Here is an 18,926-nt window from a genome sequence, read left to right as displayed (position 1 = left end):
TCAGAAATAGCCCTCGCGCTTTTTCTTTTCCATGGAACCCGCCTCGTCCTTGTCGATGAGGCGGCCCTGGCGTTCGGAGGTGCGGGCGGTCAGCATTTCGCTGACGATGGATTCGAGATCCTCAGCATCGGACTCGATGGCGCCGGTGAGCGGGTAGCAGCCCAGCGTGCGGAAGCGCACCAGCCGCTCCTCGACGGTTTCGCCGGGGCTGAGCTTCATGCGGTCGTCGTCCTTGAGGATCAGCATGCCGTCGCGCTCGACGATCGGGCGCTTCTTGGCGAAATAGAGCGGCACGATGGGGATTTCTTCCTGCAGGATGTATTGCCAGATATCGAGCTCGGTCCAGTTGGACAGCGGGAACACGCGGATCGATTCACCCGGCGCAACACGGGTGTTGTAGATCTTCCACATTTCCGGACGCTGGTTCTTCGGGTCCCAGGCGTGGCTGGCGTTGCGGAAGGAAAAGATTCGCTCCTTGGCGCGCGACTTTTCCTCGTCGCGGCGGGCGCCGCCGAAGGCGGCATCGAAGCCGTATTTGTCGAGCGCCTGGCGCAGCGCCACCGTCTTCATGATGTGGGTGTGGGTGTTGGAGCCGTGCTCGAACGGGCTGATGCCGTCGCGCACGCCATCTTCATTGATATGCACCAGGAGATCGAAACCGTGCCTGGCCGCCATGGCGTCGCGAAATTCGATCATCTCGCTGAACTTCCATGTCGTGTCGACGTGCAGGAACGGAAACGGCGGCTTGGCCGGATAAAAGGCCTTCATCGCCAGATGCAGCAGGACCGAGGAATCCTTGCCGACGGAATAAAGCATCACCGGCTTCGAGAAGGTCGCGGCGACCTCCCGGAAGATATGGATCGCCTCGGCTTCGAGCCGGTCGAGATGGGTGAGCTTTGCAAGCATACTGACGCCTTCGGGGTGCGGCAGCCAACGGCCGCGAACGGCCCGACGGAACGCGGAGCCTTCGAATACCCTCAATCCCACGGCTTGTGGGGGTCTCTCAAGGCGACCGCGTCCAATATGACAGGTGCAGGCAGAAGGAGTTTTGCGCTGATAGCGCGATATTCGAAAAACAATTCCCCACCGCGAGATTCTCCGAGATGGGGTGCTTTAACCTAGGGAATGTCGCGTCCTGCTTCAGATATTTTTCGTTTTGCCAAATTGCTATTTATGGTTGATTATGTCAGTTAATTCAATCTTAAGAGGCGACTGTGCACTTCTCTCAAAAGTCGACACCAGTTGGAACGCTTTCGTCAACCCGGTCTCGGTAGACACCCTTATCCCAGCGGTAAACGCATCTGGAGCACCTTCTGAAGCTTGATGGCGTGCAACTTGTAGGAGCGCCGAATGCTCACGTCGTCTCCATTCTGCTTCATGTCGAGCGCGTCCTCGATCAGGTCCTCCAGACCTTTGCGGTCGCATGTAATAGTCAGCGCGTCGTGGGCGATTATGCCACGCCGGAGATAGTCGGTGGCGATCATATGGGTCATGGGGATGTTGTACGTCGTCATTCGTGGCACTCCAAGCATAACATAATGTATAATTGAAGCGTAATAATAAACCTATGCAATGTCTATCATAGATATGAAAATAATATTTGTTATACCAACAAAAGCTTTTGTAAACTTTACAATATTACAAATTCATCACTTTATTGCTACAATTGGTCGCCCTAGGCTGACGTGATACGGATAAACTCGCAATCAACGACGGCGCGACTTACAATCTTTGGGACCGGTTATCTAGGTCTTGTCACCGTTCACGAACTCACCGTGATGTCGCCCTCCAGCGGTTTCGACAATACTGAATGATTCCAGGCCGTGTCATCGACACCGTGGCCGACGAACCAACGGAAGAAGTATGCCAGCCGCTCCATCAAAAGCCTCACCGATCGGATTGCAAAGATAGCTGCAGCGTCGCGTCGACGCCAAAGGAGCCCCCCGGACACTACCTTGTCCCCAGAGCTGCGATCGCAAAGGTCGCTCATTTCTCGACGGCGCGAGCCAACTCTTAGCTAGTACAGACTTTCACCCGCTAAAGCTCGACTGCGTTCGTGGCCCACCGGACTTTCGGCATCGGGTTGCGGGCGCCGAGCTAAGTCCAAGTATACGTGCCAGTGGTTGAACTCCACACCTCAACCGCCCTTCCCGACCGTCCCCTCGAAGGCTAGTAACAACGCAAAAGCGGCCTTACGGCGGCGCGACAGCGTTCGCCGCTCGTATGTGTCGAGGGTTGCCAGCTGTTTGAGATTGTTCGCGATAGCTTTTCCCTCCGAGAATTCCAGCGACGCCCGCTCGGAAGGACCGTCACCGTCTGTGCTTCGCTCGCCGCCAGGATTCGGGCCTGAATCAGCGACAAACGTGCCCTCCTCCCCCAACTCCGAAACCCCTCCGGTCGCAGCATTGTTGGGCAGGGTATCCATTGCGCGATTGATAAGAGAGGTTTTTGCACGCCGTATCGACATAATTGTCATCTGAAGGTCGGCGAGTCGTTCTGCGGCACGCCAAACCTCCGGGTCACGATTTCCCTTGGACATGGCATCTACGAGCTTCAGCTTTGTCACCCGACGACCTGCCGAGTCGTCTGTCGAATTATTCGAACGCGCTGTTAGGCCGTGCTTCCTTGCGTTAAGCGAACTCGATGATCGCGGAGCAGCCGACATAGGTTGCCTTTGTTTCATTATGGTCAGCGGAAAGAACCGCGAAACGTTTCAGGTCGCAGTGGGTCCAAACTGGTCAACAATCGCATTGGCTTTTTTCTTCGCCGTTTCGGGATTCAGAGAGCGATGCGCACGAAACTCACGGAACAGCTTTTCCCGGCGATTCTCCATTGTCTCGATCATCTTGTCGAAACGTTCGACCTCGTCGAGGTTTTCGATCAAGGCTGAATCGAAAACGTCCTCGACAGTCAATCCGTGACCCGCGAGTTGTTGCCCTATTTCCCTTGACCGGCCTTTGGTCACGACGACCGGTTGAGATTTAAAATCCCCATGTGAGAATTTTTCGAATCCAAAGTCACTATCTTCGATCAGTTTTGACGCAAGGGCCGGACAGGCAAGTCGAATGAGTGTCGCCTTTGCTCTGCGGTAGCGTGATATTTCCCAGTGCACGTTGACGAGATCATTGACGAGAAACCATTCGCTTATGGATTGTGGATCGAACTCCAAAGCAAAGCGAACCATAAAATCACGATAGCGAGACGGATCTTCCGTGGCGATAAGCGGAGGAGGGCTGAGCAGTTCCTGAATGTCATCTGGAATTACTGGAGTTAGGTCTCGCGAATGGGAATCCACGTCCGGCAGCCTTCGTTTAGGTTTATTGATCACTGATGACCCTTTTCGATCGACGTGGCCAACTACATGCGATTGGTGGCGAGTTGTTCTTTCAGTTTGCCGTTTTGGGCGGATGAACCTCCTGGAAGCGCAAATAATAACACCTTGAACTGCGCGCGGATGGTTTGGTTCTGCCCCCTAAATTGGGCAGACTATAGCCCTATGGATAGAAGCGATTCGCTGCAACTTTCCTAGGCAACAATATAGAACAATGGATGATGAACGCTTGAGAGCCTCTTCTTCCCCTCCGGATTGAAGCGAGCAAGAGGCGGGCAATACGCATCCCCGAAACGTTCAGCGAACACTCTGTCATTGTGGAGATCGCGGCCGCGCTCCAGCGGTTCGCCCACGACCTGGCCGCGAAGTGGGTGCGGCCTTCGTCAGCAGTCCGGATCTGATCCGATGGCCCCGCAGAGATTTACGAAGCCTGTTTCATCGCCGCCGGCACGTAAAGGACGGGGGAACGTTTTGGGTTATCATTTTGATCAACTGAATCTTGTGGAAATGACAGCGATTGCTAGCCAGGTTAGCTGGACCTAACGCGAAGTCTAAGCTTAGACTGAAGCTCCTACCCAGAAGCACTGCCGTCGAACTTCCCACGCAACAATCGTGGAAATTGCGATATGTGCGCTGCTAATCTGCTCCCTTCGATGTCCCCTCCCAAATCTGGGGACCGCACGAGGCTGGCACTAGATATTTACAAGATGTCCTCGATGCCGCGAACACGCTAGGGCTCGCAATCAGAGACTTCGCGGCGCGCATTCAGGCTCTGAGCGCCGGCGATCTGCACCCGAAGGAAAACATTGCTGATCCTTTTGACCGCGTTCTGGCCGGGTCTCGGTCCAACCATGGCGAGCCGATAACGGCCCACGTTCACCAGTCCACCGATGGCGATCGCGCACGCAGATGTCACCCCCACAGCTTATCAAGGCATTGGGGCAATGACTTAGAGCCCGTCCCGAAATTTCGGAGCGTGGCTTTGCTGGGCAGACGCTCATGGTTGTGACGGACGTGGCTTAAGGATTGATGTGATTCGGACGTTTAATCCCAGGCGACCTTGAAGTCTGGGACCGCTTCAGAAAATTTGTATCACATCTTTTCGTATCCTGCCAAATCGAGCAACGGCTAGTCTGCTGTGATTATGTCTTTGTAGTTCAATGTGTTAGTGGGTTCGTGTGAATCTACATCCACACCAACATGTGCTCAATTTTGGATCGCGCCAAGGGGGTTGAGCAGCTGGCGCGGTGGTGATTCCAACGGGTTGTCGAAGCCTGATTGGAGAGACCTGATGTGGACGCCAGCTACTCGCCGCCAGCATAGCCGTGAAAACCTGCGTTATGAAACAGACACGACGGACGCAGAGTGGAGTTTGATTGCACCACTTATGCCCAGGGCCAGCCGCACGGGTCGACCGCGCAGATGGTCCTTGCGCGAGATTATGAACGCGATTTTCTACGTCATGCGTGGCGGCATCGGATGGCGCCTGTTGCCATCGGATTTTCCGCCAAGGAGCACGGTGTTTCGCTGGTTTTGCTTGTTCCGCGATACCTGCCTGTTCGAGAAGATGAACCACAAACTCCTGATGCTGGATCGCGAACGGTGCGGCCGCGAGGCCTCTCCCACCGCCTCTATCATCGACAGCCAGACGGTGAAGACCTGCGAGAGTGGCGGGCCGCGCGGCTATGACGCCGGCAAGAAGATCAAGGGCCGCAAGCGCCATGCGCTGGTCGACACCGACGGTCGGGCTCTCGTCCTTTATCCGCATCCCGCCAGCATTCAGGATCGTGATGGTGCCGGGCCGATCCTGAACGCCTCGCGGCGACCATTTCCCTTTATCCGAATGGTGTTCGCTGATTCTGGATACCGGGGACCGCGTGTGGCCGAGGCCACCTCCATCGCAGTCGAAATAGTCAAAAGACAGCCAGATCAGATCGGCTTCGCCGTGCAACCGAGACGTTGGGTCGTGGAACGCTTTTTTGCGTGGATCAGTCGCAACAGACGCCTATGGAAGGACGCCGAAGCCACCATCGAATCCGCAACAGCATTCCTCTACGCCGCAGCCGTCATGATCCTTGTCCGGCGCATCGCACGAAATCAATGACTTTCGGCACAGATGGGGTGATTGGGGTCTCGGCCGAGCCGAAAGAGGTGGCTGCTCCTGTCGGGGTGTTAGAACGTGGTCGCTTTGGAGCGCCACAAACATCGGGAAGGAGCAGCCATGAAGTACTTTGCCGGACTTGACGTATCTTTGGAAGAGACCGCGATCTGTGTGGTCGACGAAACCGGCCGGATCGTGAAGGAAATGCGTGCGGCGAGCGAGCCTCAGGCCCTTTCGGCCGCCTTGCGGGAAGTCGATCTGCCGATGCAACGGATGGGTCTGGAAGCGTGTTCGCTGGCGGCCTGGCTTCATGACGAACTGCGCGCCGAGGGTCTGCCGGCGATCTGCATCGAGACGCGGGCAGCGAATGCGGCGATGAAGACGATGCCGAACAAGACCGATCGTAATGATGCCCGCGCCCTGGCGCAGATCATGCGCACCGGCTGGTATCGGCAGGTGCATGTGAAGAGCCGGCAATGCCGTCTTTGGCGCTCCCTGCTTGTTGCCCGCCGCACGGTCCTGAACGAAATGCGGACCATCGAGAACGTGGTGCGGGCGATCCTACGGGAGGCCGGCCTCAAGCTGGGCACGCCGTCGCGAACCGCCTTCGCCGATCGCGTGCGCGACGTTGCCGGTGCAGATCCGGTCGTCCTACCGCTGGTTGAGCCGCTGCTGACGATCCTCGGCACCATGCTCGCAGAGTTCGCTCGCCTGACGAAGCAGGTTCTCGATCTCGTTCGCAAGGAAGAGGTCTGCCGGCGTCTTATGGGCGTTCCCGGTGTTGGTCCTATCACCGCGCTCGCCTTCCGCGCCACGATCGACCGGCCCGACCGGTTCAGGCGATCGAGGAATGTAGGCGCCCATCTCGGCCTGACGCCGGCGCGCTACCAATCGGGCGAAACCGACATCCAGGGCAAGGTCAGCCGCTGCGGCGACGAACTCGCCCGCACCGCGCTTTATGAGGCCGCCCACACACTGCTTGTGCGCAGCAAGAAGTGGTCGAGCCTCAGAGCATGGGGCATGAACATCGCCAGGCGACGGGGCATGGCGCGAGCCCGGGTCGCGGTTGCCCGCAAGCTCGCCGTCATCCTGCACCGCATGTGGGTCGATGCGACCGAGTTTCGCCAAGGCAAGCAACCTGCCTGCGCGGCGGCTTGAATGAGACGACAACTGGAGGGACAAGAAACCAGGGTTCGCCCGCAAGGGTGATGTCCGGATCGTCCGCGGCGACGATGGGCAAGGCGATCTCGTTGAGAGTCCAGAGCCTGTGGGTCCAAATGCCCGCAAGGTCGTGGCACAGATTGAGACGCCTCGCTCTCCTGAGCCCGTCATGCGGCGGCCCAGCGCTGACCGCGAAGAGAAGCGCGTGACCCGCGGACGATACGATCCGGAAAAAGAACAGGAGCAGCTTGACGTCAACGATCCCAATCAGAGAGGACTCTTAGGCGCTCGAGACTACGATAAGGACGCCCCGGTCCGGATCGAAATAGTCGTGAAGATAGCGTTTCCCGACGGTTCAATGGGCGTCAAAGGTCTTCGCAAGGAACGCGATGCCGGCCGCCTCGAAACTGAAATTATCGCCAACAAGGAATACACAACGTTGGCAGCGATCGCGAAAATGAGGGATCTATGTCGAGTGCGAAAGGCATCCGCCTTCACTTCAGAAAAAAGGCCCGAAAGGCCGACGGCCGCGCTCGGCGCAAGGCCCAATGGTTCATCTATGACGGAAATCAAGGACATCCCACTGGCTTCGGCAAGGGCGACATTGCTCTCGCTCAAATAGCTCTCAGGGAATATTTAGCGAAGACCTACCCTCCAGAGAGGAGGAAGCACAGTGATCCCGACGAAGTACTGGTTGCGGACGCCGTCAAGCAATACGCGATCGACAAAATAGCCAAGCTCAAAAATGGAGCGAAGCGAAAGGATGCGGTCGCAAGGCATCTGAAAATCCTCGACTTCTTTGGGGATAAGATGATCGGTGACATTACGGGCTTCGTCGTGACCGACTTCATCAACCAGTCGAACACGCTGCCGGCGGCTCGCCGCCAGCTTGAAGACCTCCGGGCTGCCCTCAATCACTATCGGGATGAGGGCTACATCAGATACGCCCCGGCCATCAAACTTCCGAAGAAGGCGGAGCCGAAAGTGCGCTGGCTTAGCCGTGACGAAGCGGCGCGTCTCATCCGCGCGGCGATGCACATGAAGCAGTCGTGGAAAGGTCAGACTAGCGAACGCTACACCGGGCGTCATCTTGCCCGCTTCATTCTGATCGGCATCTACACCGGCACCCGGTCAGCCGCGATCTTCAATGCCGCTATACGGCCAACGACGGGACGCGGATACGTAGACCTCAACCGTGGCGTTTTCTACCGTAAGGCACATGATGCGGTCGATACACGCAAACGACAAACGCCGGTGCGAATCGCTGACCGGCTGCTCGTGCATATGCGTCGATGGGCGACGACGGAATTCACTCTCGGGCAGCATACTGTCAGGCGTGGCAAGAGTAAGAATATCGGCCGAATGATCTCTCAGGATTACATCGTCGAGTGGGAGGGCAAGCCCGTCCAGTCGATCAAAAACGCGTTCCGGAAGGCGTGCAAGATCGCCGGGCTTGGCTGGCACGTTTGGGACGAGAAGAAGGGAAGGAACGTCTTCAAGACCGACGTAACGCCGCATATTCTCCGGCACACGGCCGCGACGTGGTTGATGCAGAATGGGGCGAGCCCGTCAGATGCGGCCGACTATCTCGGCATGACGGAGCCGGTTCTCCGCAAACACTATTATCACCAGCACCCCGATTTTCAGGCGGGAGTTGCCGAGCGCACCACGGCGAAACCACAGGCCTTGACGGTCAAGAGTAGAATAGTCCGGCGGCGATATGACGGACAGGGACCTCCCGATGGGGAAGCCGCTTGGTGGACCTCACGGGACCGTTGAGCCCAAGACCAATAGATTCGAAACCCCAACCACCAGGCACTTCGAACTATCGTCATTCAAAGCAGCAAATGCGCTGCGCCGGACCACTGCCGCCTGATGGGCTGTGACCTGGTAGCCGACGCGACTCTTGGCGCAAGGAAAAGGTGCGGAGAAAGGGCTCCTAGCCGAAATCGGAACGGCGTGCATTGCAGCGAATCAGATTATTCGCAATAATCTTGCCCTCAAGGCGGGCTTCCTACCACGGAGCAAATTGAAACCAGAGACGATCGTGCCCCAAGCGCGATTGATCTGGAATTTGGCCGACGTAAGGAAGACCCATGCTTGACAACGAAACAAATTCGGGCGCTGATATCGATAAAAGGGCCGCCGAGCGAATGAAGGCCTGCGTCAGTCGACGCTTCGAGATCGAAGCGACCGACGATACCCTCCGGCAGATTCGCAGCCTCGCTTATTATCATATGGCGCCAAGCGAAATGGCGGCCATTCTTCGTGTGCCTCAACCCACTTTTCAAGCCTTCCTTGAGCGCTCCCTGGAAGCGGCTGAAGAGATCGAACGGGGGCTCGCCGAAGGAAAGCTGAGCCTCCGTCGTGCCCTATTCCGCCTAGCGGAACAAAACGCCCAAGTAGCCATGTTTTTGGCAAAGCATCTATTGCTCCAGTCAGATGAAAGGAAGCCGAGTAACACGGGCATTATCCAAATCGTGATCGATACCGACGACGCAGCTGTTTGATTGCTGCTCGCAATCGACGAAGGATTTCCGTCAAAGCTAGGATGCCTGCGTCCGGCGGTGAAAGGCAAAGAATGAACGCACTTGACCTTTTACACACATTCGAGCTCGCAGCCTGTGTCCGGGGAGAGCAAGGGGCCGCCGATATGTATCCCCCACATGTCCGCGAAGCCGCGAATACCCTCGAAATTGCTGTCATGGATATGGCGACCAGCATTCCAGCGGTGAACACCGAAGACCTGGCGAAGGAGTTTATCGCCGATCACGTTGACGGCATTCTGGACGGCTCCCTGACTGAAAGTGGCGAGCCCTCAACGGCCGACCTTCGAAGATCCATTGCCAACGATCACCTGGTCCGAAGTGCCGCCGCAAGAGACGAGCCACAGGTCACGATGCACAATGGCGACAACAGGAAGGTTTACATCATCGTCAAGGCGATCGACGGGATCGTCGCTGCCAAGGCGGTGCTGGGGGGCAAGGCAGTCGCGAAATGACGTTCGAACGTATCGACGCGGCCTATCTGGCCGCCGCCGAGCTTGTTGAAATGCACGGCGAGGCATATCTCCCAATATTCGAACGGCTCGCCGATGAACGGGACGCCGCGCTTGCGCGCGGCTACCGCCTTCGAGAAGCGCTCACACGACTTCGGGGTCGGAGGTGACGTGGCCCCAATTTGGCTCGTTTGTGGAATGCGCGCCTGAGATCGGTGAGGATTCGACTAGGGTCCGTCGGGTTACAAAAAGGGAACCTATCGCTAGATACCGCACTCACAGCATCGAGTCTAAGCGGCAGGTAGCGCAGGAATATCTGCCAGGTGAGACGCTTCACAGATTACGAGCGTGCCGCCTTTTCAACACTAAGATGCCATTCAGGTCGTCGTTTTTGGCCGTGGGCTTCAACCTTGCTAATGTTGGGCTTCCGAAATATGCCTCCGTCAGCGCCACAAAGTAGGTGGCCGCAACAGAAATCAGTCTCAGCCAACCGGGAAGATCGTACGCTTGAACGCCCTTCAATCGACCTATGAATGCCTTCTGGAAAAGATCTCGTCGCGCGAGGCTCGGGTTGGAATCATCGGCCTTGGGTACGTCGGACTGCCGCTGGCCATGGCAATCGCCCGCGCAAGTTTCCCGGCAACCGGCTTCGACATTGACCCGGAGAAAATCGTCACATTGAACGACGGACGGTCGTACATCGAAGCTGTGACACCTGATGCGCTTGCTTCAGAGGTCTCGGGTGGCCGGTTTCACGCCACGTCAGAGTTCTCCGAACTCGAAGCGTGCGACGTCGTTATCATCTGCGTGCCCACGCCGTTGACCAGACACCGCGATCCGGATCTTTCATTCGTGAGGAATACCGCAAAGGTTATTGCGCGGTATCTTCGCCGCGGGCAGCTGATCGTTCTCGAATCGACGACCTACCCCGGCACCACCGACGATGTGGTGAAAGTCATACTCGAAGAGAGCGGCCTGAAATCCGGAACCGATTTTTTTGTCGGCTTTTCCCCCGAGCGGGAGGACCCCGGCAACAAGAAGTTCGAAGTTGCAACGATCCCCAAGGTCATCGCGGGAGACGGTCTGATGGCGGCTAGTCTGATGGAAGCCTTCTACGGCAAGGTCGTCAAATCGGTCGTGCCAGTCTCGTCCACATCGACCGCGGAAGCCGTCAAACTGACAGAGAACATTTTCCGATCCGTCAACATTGCTCTCGTCAACGAACTGAAAGTTATCTACGACGCGATGGGCATCGACATCTGGGAGGTTATCGAGGCAGCCAAAAGCAAGCCGTTCGGTTATATGCCTTTCTACCCCGGTCCGGGACTCGGCGGGCATTGCGTTCCCATCGACCCGTTTTATCTCACCTGGAAAGCGCGCGAATACGAGATTCCCACCCGGTTCATCGAACTGGCGGGCGAAATCAACTCAGCAATGCCTCGCCTCATCGCCGACAAACTTGCCGAGACGCTCAACTTACGGTTTGGCAAGGCGATGAGTAAGTCACGAATTCTCGTCATTGGCCTTGCCTACAAAAAGAATGTTTCCGACATTCGCGAAAGCCCCTCATTGCGGCTAATCGAAATTATGGAGGAGCGTGGAGCTATCGTAGACTTTCACGATCCTCATGTAGAGGAGATCCCACCAACCCGCGAGCATTTGGCGCTCCAGGGGCGGCGATCAGTTGCACTTACTAGAGATACGCTGAAGAACATAGACGCTGTTACAATAGCGACTGACCATGATGCTGTCGACTATCGCGCAATTGCAGAATGCGCACCTCTCGTAGTTGACACGCGCAATGTCATGGATCGTTGGGGATTTGATAATGCAAATGTTGTCAAAGCGTAGTACTAAGCCAACCAACGCGCACAATTGATGTTAGTTCGCCGGGCTAAAGCAATGCATTGCGAAGACGGCTCATTCAGCCTTTGTCGCAGTCCAAGCACAAGACTGAAAAGTCCTTTGTCATCTTCCGGCAAAGGATTTTCCTATTTTAAGGACTTCACCAGACGAACTGATGATCTAGATAGACTTAACGCCGCGCCACTTCGTGACCGCGAAACTTCGCGTCCAGGAAAGATTGAACACACTGACTGCTCCTGATGGGTCCTCATTTTGCATGTAGAAATTCAGTCTAACGCACTTCAGCGCTTCTTGGCATCAACAGGCGATTACTTCATTGCGGCCGGCCTATCATTCTGCCTGCTGTGGAGCGGATCATTACTCGGTGCCATTGCAATCTACGGAGCTTTAATTGCGTTAAGCTCGCAGTTGGCTTTTATAACGCATTCTATCTCTGATTATCGTCAGAAGTTCACACAACCTCACATTGTATATTACAATATTCGATTAACATTCTCGATGGCAGTTCTTCTCCTTGCTCTGTTGCATCGAGATCTATCGTTACTTGAAGTGCCTGCGAAATGTCTGGTCGTCGCTTTCTTCGTGACGTTCACGATGCCCCAGCATCGTTGGTCGACACTGGTAATTGGCACAGGTTTTGGAGCGATTACTTCATTCTTCGCCGCAGTTTATCAAATTCAGCTCGAGGACGTCGTCAGACCTGGCGTCGGCACGAACCCGATTCGTTTCGGAATGATATCACTTACCTTTGCGGCAATCTGTGCTGTTGGAGTAGTTCATTCGACCGGCCGCTGGCACGTAACTGTCATTGCGACTGGCGGCCTTTTGAGCGGAACTGCGAACGCCTTTTTATCTGGCACCAGAGGTGCGCTTATCGCCATTCCGCTTCAATTGCTTTTGCTAGCACCTGCGCTCTGGCGAAAATCCCGGGCTGCGTTTCTCACGGCAGCAGCCTGCACAATAGTTTTCATCGGAGCGATGATCGCTTCCGACGCGGGATATGTGGCGTCGCGCGTTGAAAGCGCGTACTCCGGATTGTCCATGCTTGTCCTCGGCCAGGATGCTTCTGACAATGCCGCGGTTGGCGACCGCGCGAAATTGGTAGCTTTGGCAATACAGCTCTTCGAGAAATCACCGATCATTGGCGTGGGGAGCGCGGGCTGGGAAGACGCGGTAGCCTCGTCGACAAAGGCACTAAACCCTGACAAAAACCTTTCGGCCCCGTTCAATCAAGCCCATAATCAATATCTGAATGACCTTGCTACGGGCGGACTACTTCGTTGTCTTGCAAACCTCGTTCTTCTCTTTGCTCCAATTTACTTGTTCTCCAAATTCCATCCATTTCAAGATCGAGCAGAAAGTAAATTTTCGCTAGCTGGGCTCATCGTATCAGTCAGCTACGGCACCTATTGCTTGACTGAATCGCTTATGATTCTTCCGCTTTCTGCCGTAATCCACTCTACCCTTGTGTGCTACCTCCTTTGCGGTTGTATCGAAGCGAAGTCGTGTCCTCTAGATCGCAGGGGCCCGCAAGAATGCTAGAATAGGCGTTACGGCTTTACGCTTTTACTCGCAGTGAGCATTTCCTTTGTCGCAAACGACTTCGTTAAACACGTGTCTTAGGCCACACGACGATAGCCGGCAGGCGGTCACAATCGGGCGGTTACGGACCTTCCAGGAAGTGACCTGCCTCTGAACTGTCATCCAGCGGCGATTAGAGCCTCGACCCGTTTCTGTTACGCCGTAGGGCGCGGGTTGAGCAACCGGCGAAGACGCGTAGCTTTCGATTTGCGCAGCGTCTGAACCGGTTGCAGTGAAGACCTTTGCGAAGGCCGTCGGGGTCTGGTAGCCGAGCGAGGAATGTGGCCTCGCGCAGACGCCTCGACCGATAGCGGACCATCTTGCGATCGGCACCAACGAAGGAACAGGCCCGACGCTCCGACAAGCACATCACGGCCTGCAGATGCGCGACGGCTTCGCGCCTGGCGGCGGGCCCTACCATTTTTTGACAGAAGCTCGCGAAGCGCCGAGGCTTCCAGCATCTGGTCGGCCACCAGCTTCTTCTGCTTCGCGTTCTCGTCTTCCAGCGCCTTCAGGCGCTTGGCGTCGGATACGTCCATGCCGCCATGCTTCGCCTTCCAGTTATACAGTGTCGCCTCGGATATACCGTGCTTGCGGCCAGATCACCTGCCTTCGCACCCGCCTCATGTTCGCGCAGCACCGCGATGATCTGGTCTTCCGTGAATCGCTTCCGCTTCATTCGTCCGTCCTTCAATCAAGGGCCGGACTCTAATCTCAGATGGAGGAAAATCTCAGTGGCAGGTCAGGATCAGCCTAACCACTGGATGGTTTTTACCCCGCCCGCATCACGCCGGCGCTCCATGGCCCAATTTGTCACCGCCGCGCACACGTCGATCAAGGGCGGCAAAAATCCCTTCTATTGCTCAACCAATATACAGTTGCAGCAATTAATTCTACAACTGCAACCACCAACAACATTACACCTGTACTCCACTTATCTCCAAATAACGCCTCATACATCAGCACGATTAACAATCCAATCAATAGAACAGCACTGTTTAAAGTAATTATTAATTTTCCACGGCCATCGACAAGCATACTAATACCAATGGCGCTAGCCGCAGCTTTGGCGAAACAGATAAGGAAGCCAGCGACAACAATGGGTGGGTTGAGAAAGTGACCCCAGCCCACAAATCGGTGCGCCAATATTATTAGGAAAACGAACAACGAGCCCGAGAACGTCGAAAGAACAATTGATCCCATCATAGCCCACCGAAATTTCATCGATTGATCGTGCGTTGCGGCGGCTTTCGACAGTCTAGGCAGAACGGCCCCTTGAATAATTGCTGAGGGCACTAATGCAATCATGCTCAACGTTATGACGAAACCCAATTCGGCAACTACGATTGATGGTGCGCTACGATACGCCAACCAAATCACCGCTCCGTTGTCGACAATCGATCGCACAACCAGGGACGCTCCTACTGGCATCGCGGCCACGGCTAGAGCAACAACATCGCGTGATACGTTCAGCATACTAGCAAACATAACGCGAATTGCGCGGAAATCCGTTATGCACAGGATCGCACATAGCAGAAATTCCAGAAACAAGCGGCTAAAGAACCATGTCGTTAAAGGTGGCGTCTTCATCATAGATAGCGCTAACGCAAGGGCAAAACTCGCAAAACATGCAATTGCTGCGGAGCTCGCCAACAGCTTGAACTTTTGCGTCGCTTGGCTCGCCGAGACAAAGAGAAACCGAAATGCCATGAGCGACGAGAGAGATGCGATCCACAAGCCAGTTCCCTGAACCTCCTGAGGAAAATGTCCAAACTGATCCGCCATTACGCAGATCACACTTATGCAAAGTGCTGTGAATAGTTGCAGCACAATCGCGGCCACATGGGTACGCCTTAGAGAACTTGGATTGTCGGCAGCTGCCATTCCTACCAAAGCAACGGACGGTATTCCTGCAGATACTAGGAGCGCGCCGATAGTTGAGAAACTTTCCACAAGTCTCACTTTGGCGAAATCGGATTCATTTAAGCTCCAAGCCGCAAGCAACTGATAAGCGTAGATTGTTCCTTGTACACCAAGGAGCGAAACGCCGAACAGCGCCGCATGAGATAAAAGAGAGGATCTAAGTTTCACGGAGAGCATAGAGTAGCGTTGCGCCAACCGCTTCAGGCGATTTGTGTTTGGTAACAATTTTTCGACCGACTGCTATTCTGGAAGCTAGCTCAGCGTCAGAAGCATTGAGGGCCTCGAGAAGCGAGACGGCAAATTTTTCGGGGTCGTTGTCGTGGATACAAAAAAAACATCGGAAATACTCATCCGGAATGCCGGCCATCCGCGTAGACAAAATTGGGACTTCTAGGCTCATATATTCAAACAATTTCGAAGGAAACGAATACCTGCTTCCCCTCCAATTTGGGTCACGGGCGTTTAAGAGAAAATCGGCGTTTGCCACCTCCTCTGCGTATTCCCTGCCGTGAAGAAAAGGCTTAACAGAAATTCGCGAGTCGACCTGTGCAGCCATCTCGATCTGCGCTCTGTCAGGCCCACCACCAACAAATACTAAATCAGCAGGGATTTCCGGTCTTTCCGAAAACATTCGAACAAAAGAAGATAAATGAGAAAACGTCCCAGCGTATAATATTTTCTTCCTTCGGTTCTCTTCCCGCGTTTTTATCCGCGGAGAGACATTCGAATTTGCTATCCCCTCTATAACTTCAAATTTGATCCCTTCAGGAAGCCAATCCTCAGCGATATATTTAGTAATCGGAAAGGACACATCAATGTGGCGTGAAAGGTTTCTCAATATCCAATTATCCAACCTCTTGGCCAACGCTTTGATCCCAAACTCATTCCTTCCATTCATATTTAGCGGCAAATCGGGAATAAGCACCCCTAATTTTACGCCAAACATATACTTCAGAATCACCGCCGCCAGCACGTAAGGGGTATGCAACGCATAAACTAAAATGGCGTCGACCTTTGGCTGCGTCCGAAGCTCCCGCCGACCGCTCCCGAACGAAGATATAAGCCTTGAAAACAGATTGACGACTGGTAAATTGATAAAGCCCATCAGGCGACCGTTTGCTTCGCCTAAGGAGAAATCCCTGGAACGGACGAGCAGCGTACGATTTCTTGGAAAACTCGAAATCGGAAGCGTACTCAGGATGCGTACAGCCGCACCATTTTTTGAAATGGCCTCGATAATCGCTTGTTGGAACTTAATTGCCGAGACCTGCGGATTCTCTTCCGAAGAAAACACTTCCAAGAGATGCTGATGGTCAGAAATAAACCCAAAAAACAGTATATGATAAATCTTTGGTTCATTCTTCATAGTTTACCTGCACCGATCCAATGCGACTACCGTGCTGACTTTACAACCGAGCTATCTCCCTGCAGGACGATCCCCTAGCATGGGACAATTGAATTCTACTCTAAGCCATGCGTTAGCAATGTGCATAAGGACCTCCAACGCGGTTAAAAGCAGGATGGCAATTCACCGGCAAGGTGCGTTTGTAGCACGAACTGCTTCAATGAGATTGCAAGTGCTGCGTCTCCGTTGGCTGGCAGATCAAAATCTGGCGGCTGCATTTCGCCCCACTTCCGCGCTCATTTTGGTCCAGTCTCACTTTGCACGGCAGAAGGCTGGTCATACCCCTACTGAACCACCACGCCAAGAGATAACGCCTATCGCAAACATTTGCCCAACGATTGAGAACTCATAACAGAAATCGCGCCATGGCTCTTCGGACCACGGTACGAGCGCGTGTGGCGGTGTCGCGGCTGATTCGCTCAGGCATCTGGTGGAGACGACAATCGACCATCTCGCGCACCGGCACAGGAGTTGGCCTAGCTAGTTGTTCAGCTAAGATTTGCAGCTTTTGCTCGTCGACGCGATACATGCAGTCAAGCAGCGGCGGCGCTTCAGCGGGAACGCTCTTATCCATGCTGACGTCCTTTCCGCCGTTTGTCAGATCGAGATTTCAGATTGTCAGGAGGCACGCAGGTCTATAAGTTCCGCAACGATTGGAATGAGGATTTGCCTCACAATGGTCAACCGCGACCCATTCCGGCTATGGGTGTCTCGAAACCTTCAGCCGATTGCCTTCCTTGGCGCGTATTTTGCTACAATCGTAGCCGGAAATGTGATCTTCGCAACCCCTTTGGGGACGGCATCGCTCAAGGCAACCGGCTTTTCGCCCCGCATTCTTGACATGGACCAGATGTTCACGCCCGGCTATTGGGCGCTGCTTCTCTGCCCGTTCGTTCTAACACCCCTGGTCGTCTATCTGACGAAGCGGGGCGCCCAGCCGCTTATCGCCAAAGCTTCGGCAATCCTGCCTGATTTCAGCGGTGTCGAGTATTTGGTATTTTTGAGCGTCTGTTACGCCTTCGTCTTCTATCAATTCTGGCAGGCCGATGTGGCAGCGCTGTTCTTGAGTGGAACCGATGCCGTTTCTTCTGTGAACGCCCGTTTCGCGATCCATGACCGCATAGGCTACGGAACGCTGATGGTGCTGCAGGCGCTACTGCCGTTCCTTGCCATCTATTCAATGTTGCGGTGGATGAGATCAGGCGGCAGGTTCTGGCTGGTCGCGATGGTCGGCAACATCTTTATGATGTCCATCCTGCTCATCATGCTCAATATGAAGTGGCCGGTTCTGCTGTTCTACATCGGCTTGGTCATGGCGGTTTTCGTGAACGCCAAACGCCACGCCTATGTGAAGGCAGCCATCGGGACGATCTTTCTCGTGGCCTCCTTCCTGATGATCTCCTCGTTCGTCTACCGGCTAGCGCCGGAAACGCAGGCGGACGAACCCAAGATCGCCGCAGTGGAGCCTACCTTCGCCAAGACCAAAGTGGCTCGCGCCTCGCGAATAGCGGCCGAAACGTCGACGCAAGCCTTTACCCACGCGCCCACCATCCTCTTCGCCGCGCTCAATCGAATGGCGGTCATCTATCCCTATTATTACCAGACCTTCACCACGGAAGGCGCGGTCTGCGGGGGCATTCTGGAACAGGCGAAGCCAGGCCCGAAATGCCGGGCGAGCACTTTCATCTACTCCCGCATCTTCGGCGTGGCCGAGGGATACACCGACAAGGGCACGTCGCCGCAGTCGGTCCATATCTCCGGCTATGCCATGGGCGGCTGGCCTATGGCCCTCCTAGCGCTCGCCTGCGGATCGTTTTTGGTCGGTCTCTTCGCCTGCTTGCCGCTCGACAAAAACACCTCCATCGGCAGCCTGGCAGTGGTCGGGGCCCTGGCGGGATATCACCTCTCGCAGGTGCCTGGAGAAGGCGTCATTTTGTTCGATCACGGCCTTCTGTGGACGTTCCTGATGCTCGGTATCTTCATGGCCTGGAGGGGCGTTCTTCGTATCTTAGGGCAGTCTCCCGCAACGCAGATGAAACCGGCAGAGTGACCGACAACCAGCTTGAGTTCGCTGAACTACTGATCGTCTCTGGGTTTTCGCCTGTGGCTGCGTTTTGTCGCTTACACTAGGGAGGGGAGGACATCATCCAGACGAGAGAAATCCCTGTGGTGCCCCTTACGAGTGAACGTGGCAGGCCAGTGGTTGCCGCCCACCTCAGGCGAAAACGAGATACTCTGACCTCGCAGCTTGCAAATTTGTGTTCAGAAGAAACACTCCGCTTGCATGCCTTCGGCCCGACAGAGAGAAACGCGTTCTAGGCTGTAGTGACGATTTAACGGCTTGGGATTCCCAAAGTTGCGCAAATCAGATTCAACGCTGGCTTTTGGAGGCTGGCGATGGACGGAGAGGTTTTGCGCGACGATCAGTGGGAGAAGGTGAAGTCGTTCGTTCCGGGCGGTCGCAAGGGCAAGCGCGGTCCACGCAGTGATGGACGACGCTTCTTCGACGCGCTCTTGTGGATGGCGCGTTCGGGTGCACGTTGGCGCGATCTGCCCGAAG

General features: G+C 55.1%; 16 protein-coding genes and 2 pseudogenes. 10 read left to right on the top strand and 8 right to left on the bottom strand.

Annotation, left to right across the window (positions count from 1 at the left end; all coding sequences use genetic code 11):
* The 5 genes and pseudogenes from cysD to F3H98_RS14370 form a co-directional block, all read right to left on the bottom strand.
* Positions 1–906, bottom strand: a complete 906-nt coding sequence (gene cysD / locus F3H98_RS14390; protein WP_149760846.1) for a sulfate adenylyltransferase subunit CysD — start codon at positions 904–906, stop codon at positions 1–3.
* Between the two features lie 374 nt (positions 907–1,280).
* Positions 1,281–1,514, bottom strand: a complete 234-nt coding sequence (locus F3H98_RS14385) for a hypothetical protein (protein WP_149760845.1) — start codon at positions 1,512–1,514, stop codon at positions 1,281–1,283.
* Positions 1,515–1,795: 281 nt separating this feature from the next.
* A pseudogene (locus F3H98_RS14380) lies at positions 1,796–1,912 on the bottom strand (IS5/IS1182 family transposase); the annotation flags it as partial.
* A gap of 225 nt (positions 1,913–2,137) precedes the next feature.
* The gene (locus tag F3H98_RS14375; RefSeq protein WP_149760844.1) at positions 2,138–2,566 is read right to left on the bottom strand and encodes a hypothetical protein; all 429 of its coding nucleotides are present in this window, start codon (positions 2,564–2,566) and stop codon (positions 2,138–2,140) included.
* Positions 2,567–2,713: 147 nt separating this feature from the next.
* Positions 2,714–3,295 carry a hypothetical protein gene (locus F3H98_RS14370; RefSeq protein WP_149760843.1) on the bottom strand — a complete coding sequence of 194 codons (582 nt, stop codon included), beginning with the start codon at positions 3,293–3,295 and terminating at the stop codon, positions 2,714–2,716.
* 1,327 nt (positions 3,296–4,622) lie between these two features.
* On the opposite strand from F3H98_RS14370, the gene F3H98_RS14365 reads away from it, so the two are divergent.
* The 8 genes from F3H98_RS14365 to F3H98_RS14330 all read left to right on the top strand — a co-directional run bounded on the left by F3H98_RS14365 (position 4,623) and on the right by F3H98_RS14330 (position 12,999).
* Positions 4,623–5,435, top strand: coding sequence for an IS5 family transposase (locus tag F3H98_RS14365; RefSeq protein WP_149760842.1), 813 nt, complete (start codon positions 4,623–4,625; stop codon positions 5,433–5,435).
* Positions 5,436–5,552: 117 nt separating this feature from the next.
* Positions 5,553–6,590 (top strand): IS110 family RNA-guided transposase, encoded by a 1,038-nt coding sequence (locus F3H98_RS14360; RefSeq protein ID WP_149760841.1) that lies wholly within the window; start codon positions 5,553–5,555, stop codon positions 6,588–6,590.
* Between the two features lie 471 nt (positions 6,591–7,061).
* Entirely contained in the window at positions 7,062–8,372 is a 1,311-nt protein-coding gene (locus F3H98_RS14355) for a tyrosine-type recombinase/integrase (protein WP_149760840.1), read from the top strand.
* A 317-nt stretch (positions 8,373–8,689) separates the two neighbouring features.
* Positions 8,690–9,103 carry a hypothetical protein gene (locus F3H98_RS14350; RefSeq protein ID WP_149760839.1) on the top strand — a complete coding sequence of 138 codons (414 nt, stop codon included), beginning with the start codon at positions 8,690–8,692 and terminating at the stop codon, positions 9,101–9,103.
* A gap of 71 nt (positions 9,104–9,174) precedes the next feature.
* Positions 9,175–9,594: a hypothetical protein gene (locus F3H98_RS14345; RefSeq protein ID WP_149760838.1), complete on the top strand. Its 420-nt coding sequence runs from the start codon at positions 9,175–9,177 to the stop codon at positions 9,592–9,594.
* The gene (locus F3H98_RS31090; RefSeq protein ID WP_188130431.1) at positions 9,591–9,761 is read left to right on the top strand and encodes a hypothetical protein; all 171 of its coding nucleotides are present in this window, start codon (positions 9,591–9,593) and stop codon (positions 9,759–9,761) included. Before F3H98_RS14345 ends, F3H98_RS31090 begins: the two co-directional genes overlap by 4 nt.
* A 337-nt stretch (positions 9,762–10,098) precedes the next feature.
* Positions 10,099–11,442: a nucleotide sugar dehydrogenase gene (locus F3H98_RS14335; RefSeq protein ID WP_149760837.1), complete on the top strand. Its 1,344-nt coding sequence runs from the start codon at positions 10,099–10,101 to the stop codon at positions 11,440–11,442.
* Between the two features lie 267 nt (positions 11,443–11,709).
* Complete coding sequence (locus F3H98_RS14330) at positions 11,710–12,999, top strand: O-antigen ligase family protein (protein WP_149760836.1); 1,290 nt, start codon at positions 11,710–11,712, stop codon at positions 12,997–12,999.
* Positions 13,000–13,297: 298 nt separating this feature from the next.
* On the opposite strand, the pseudogene F3H98_RS14325 reads toward F3H98_RS14330, so the two are convergent.
* The 3 genes and pseudogenes from F3H98_RS14325 to F3H98_RS14315 form a co-directional block, all read right to left on the bottom strand.
* Positions 13,298–13,717: pseudogene (locus F3H98_RS14325) on the bottom strand (transposase); the annotation flags it as partial.
* 155 nt (positions 13,718–13,872) lie between these two features.
* Entirely contained in the window at positions 13,873–15,138 is a 1,266-nt protein-coding gene (locus F3H98_RS14320; protein ID WP_149760835.1) for an MATE family efflux transporter, read from the bottom strand.
* Positions 15,119–16,327 carry a glycosyltransferase gene (locus F3H98_RS14315; RefSeq protein ID WP_149760834.1) on the bottom strand — a complete coding sequence of 403 codons (1,209 nt, stop codon included), beginning with the start codon at positions 16,325–16,327 and terminating at the stop codon, positions 15,119–15,121. Before F3H98_RS14315 ends, F3H98_RS14320 begins: the two co-directional genes overlap by 20 nt.
* A 547-nt stretch (positions 16,328–16,874) precedes the next feature.
* Between F3H98_RS14315 and F3H98_RS14305 the strand changes: the two genes are divergently transcribed.
* Both F3H98_RS14305 and F3H98_RS14300 read left to right on the top strand, forming a co-directional pair.
* Entirely contained in the window at positions 16,875–18,416 is a 1,542-nt protein-coding gene (locus F3H98_RS14305; protein ID WP_188130430.1) for a hypothetical protein, read from the top strand.
* Between the two features lie 347 nt (positions 18,417–18,763).
* Positions 18,764–18,926 (top strand): transposase (locus F3H98_RS14300; RefSeq protein WP_149760831.1); only part of this gene is annotated, 163 nt, incomplete at its 3' end.

It is taken from the genome of Neomesorhizobium albiziae, assembly GCF_900114255.1.
GTDB classification, from domain to species: domain Bacteria; phylum Pseudomonadota; class Alphaproteobacteria; order Rhizobiales; family Rhizobiaceae; genus Neomesorhizobium; species Neomesorhizobium albiziae.
The sequence above is the reverse complement of the archived record's forward strand: the minus strand, read 5'-3'. Positions and strand labels throughout refer to the sequence as shown.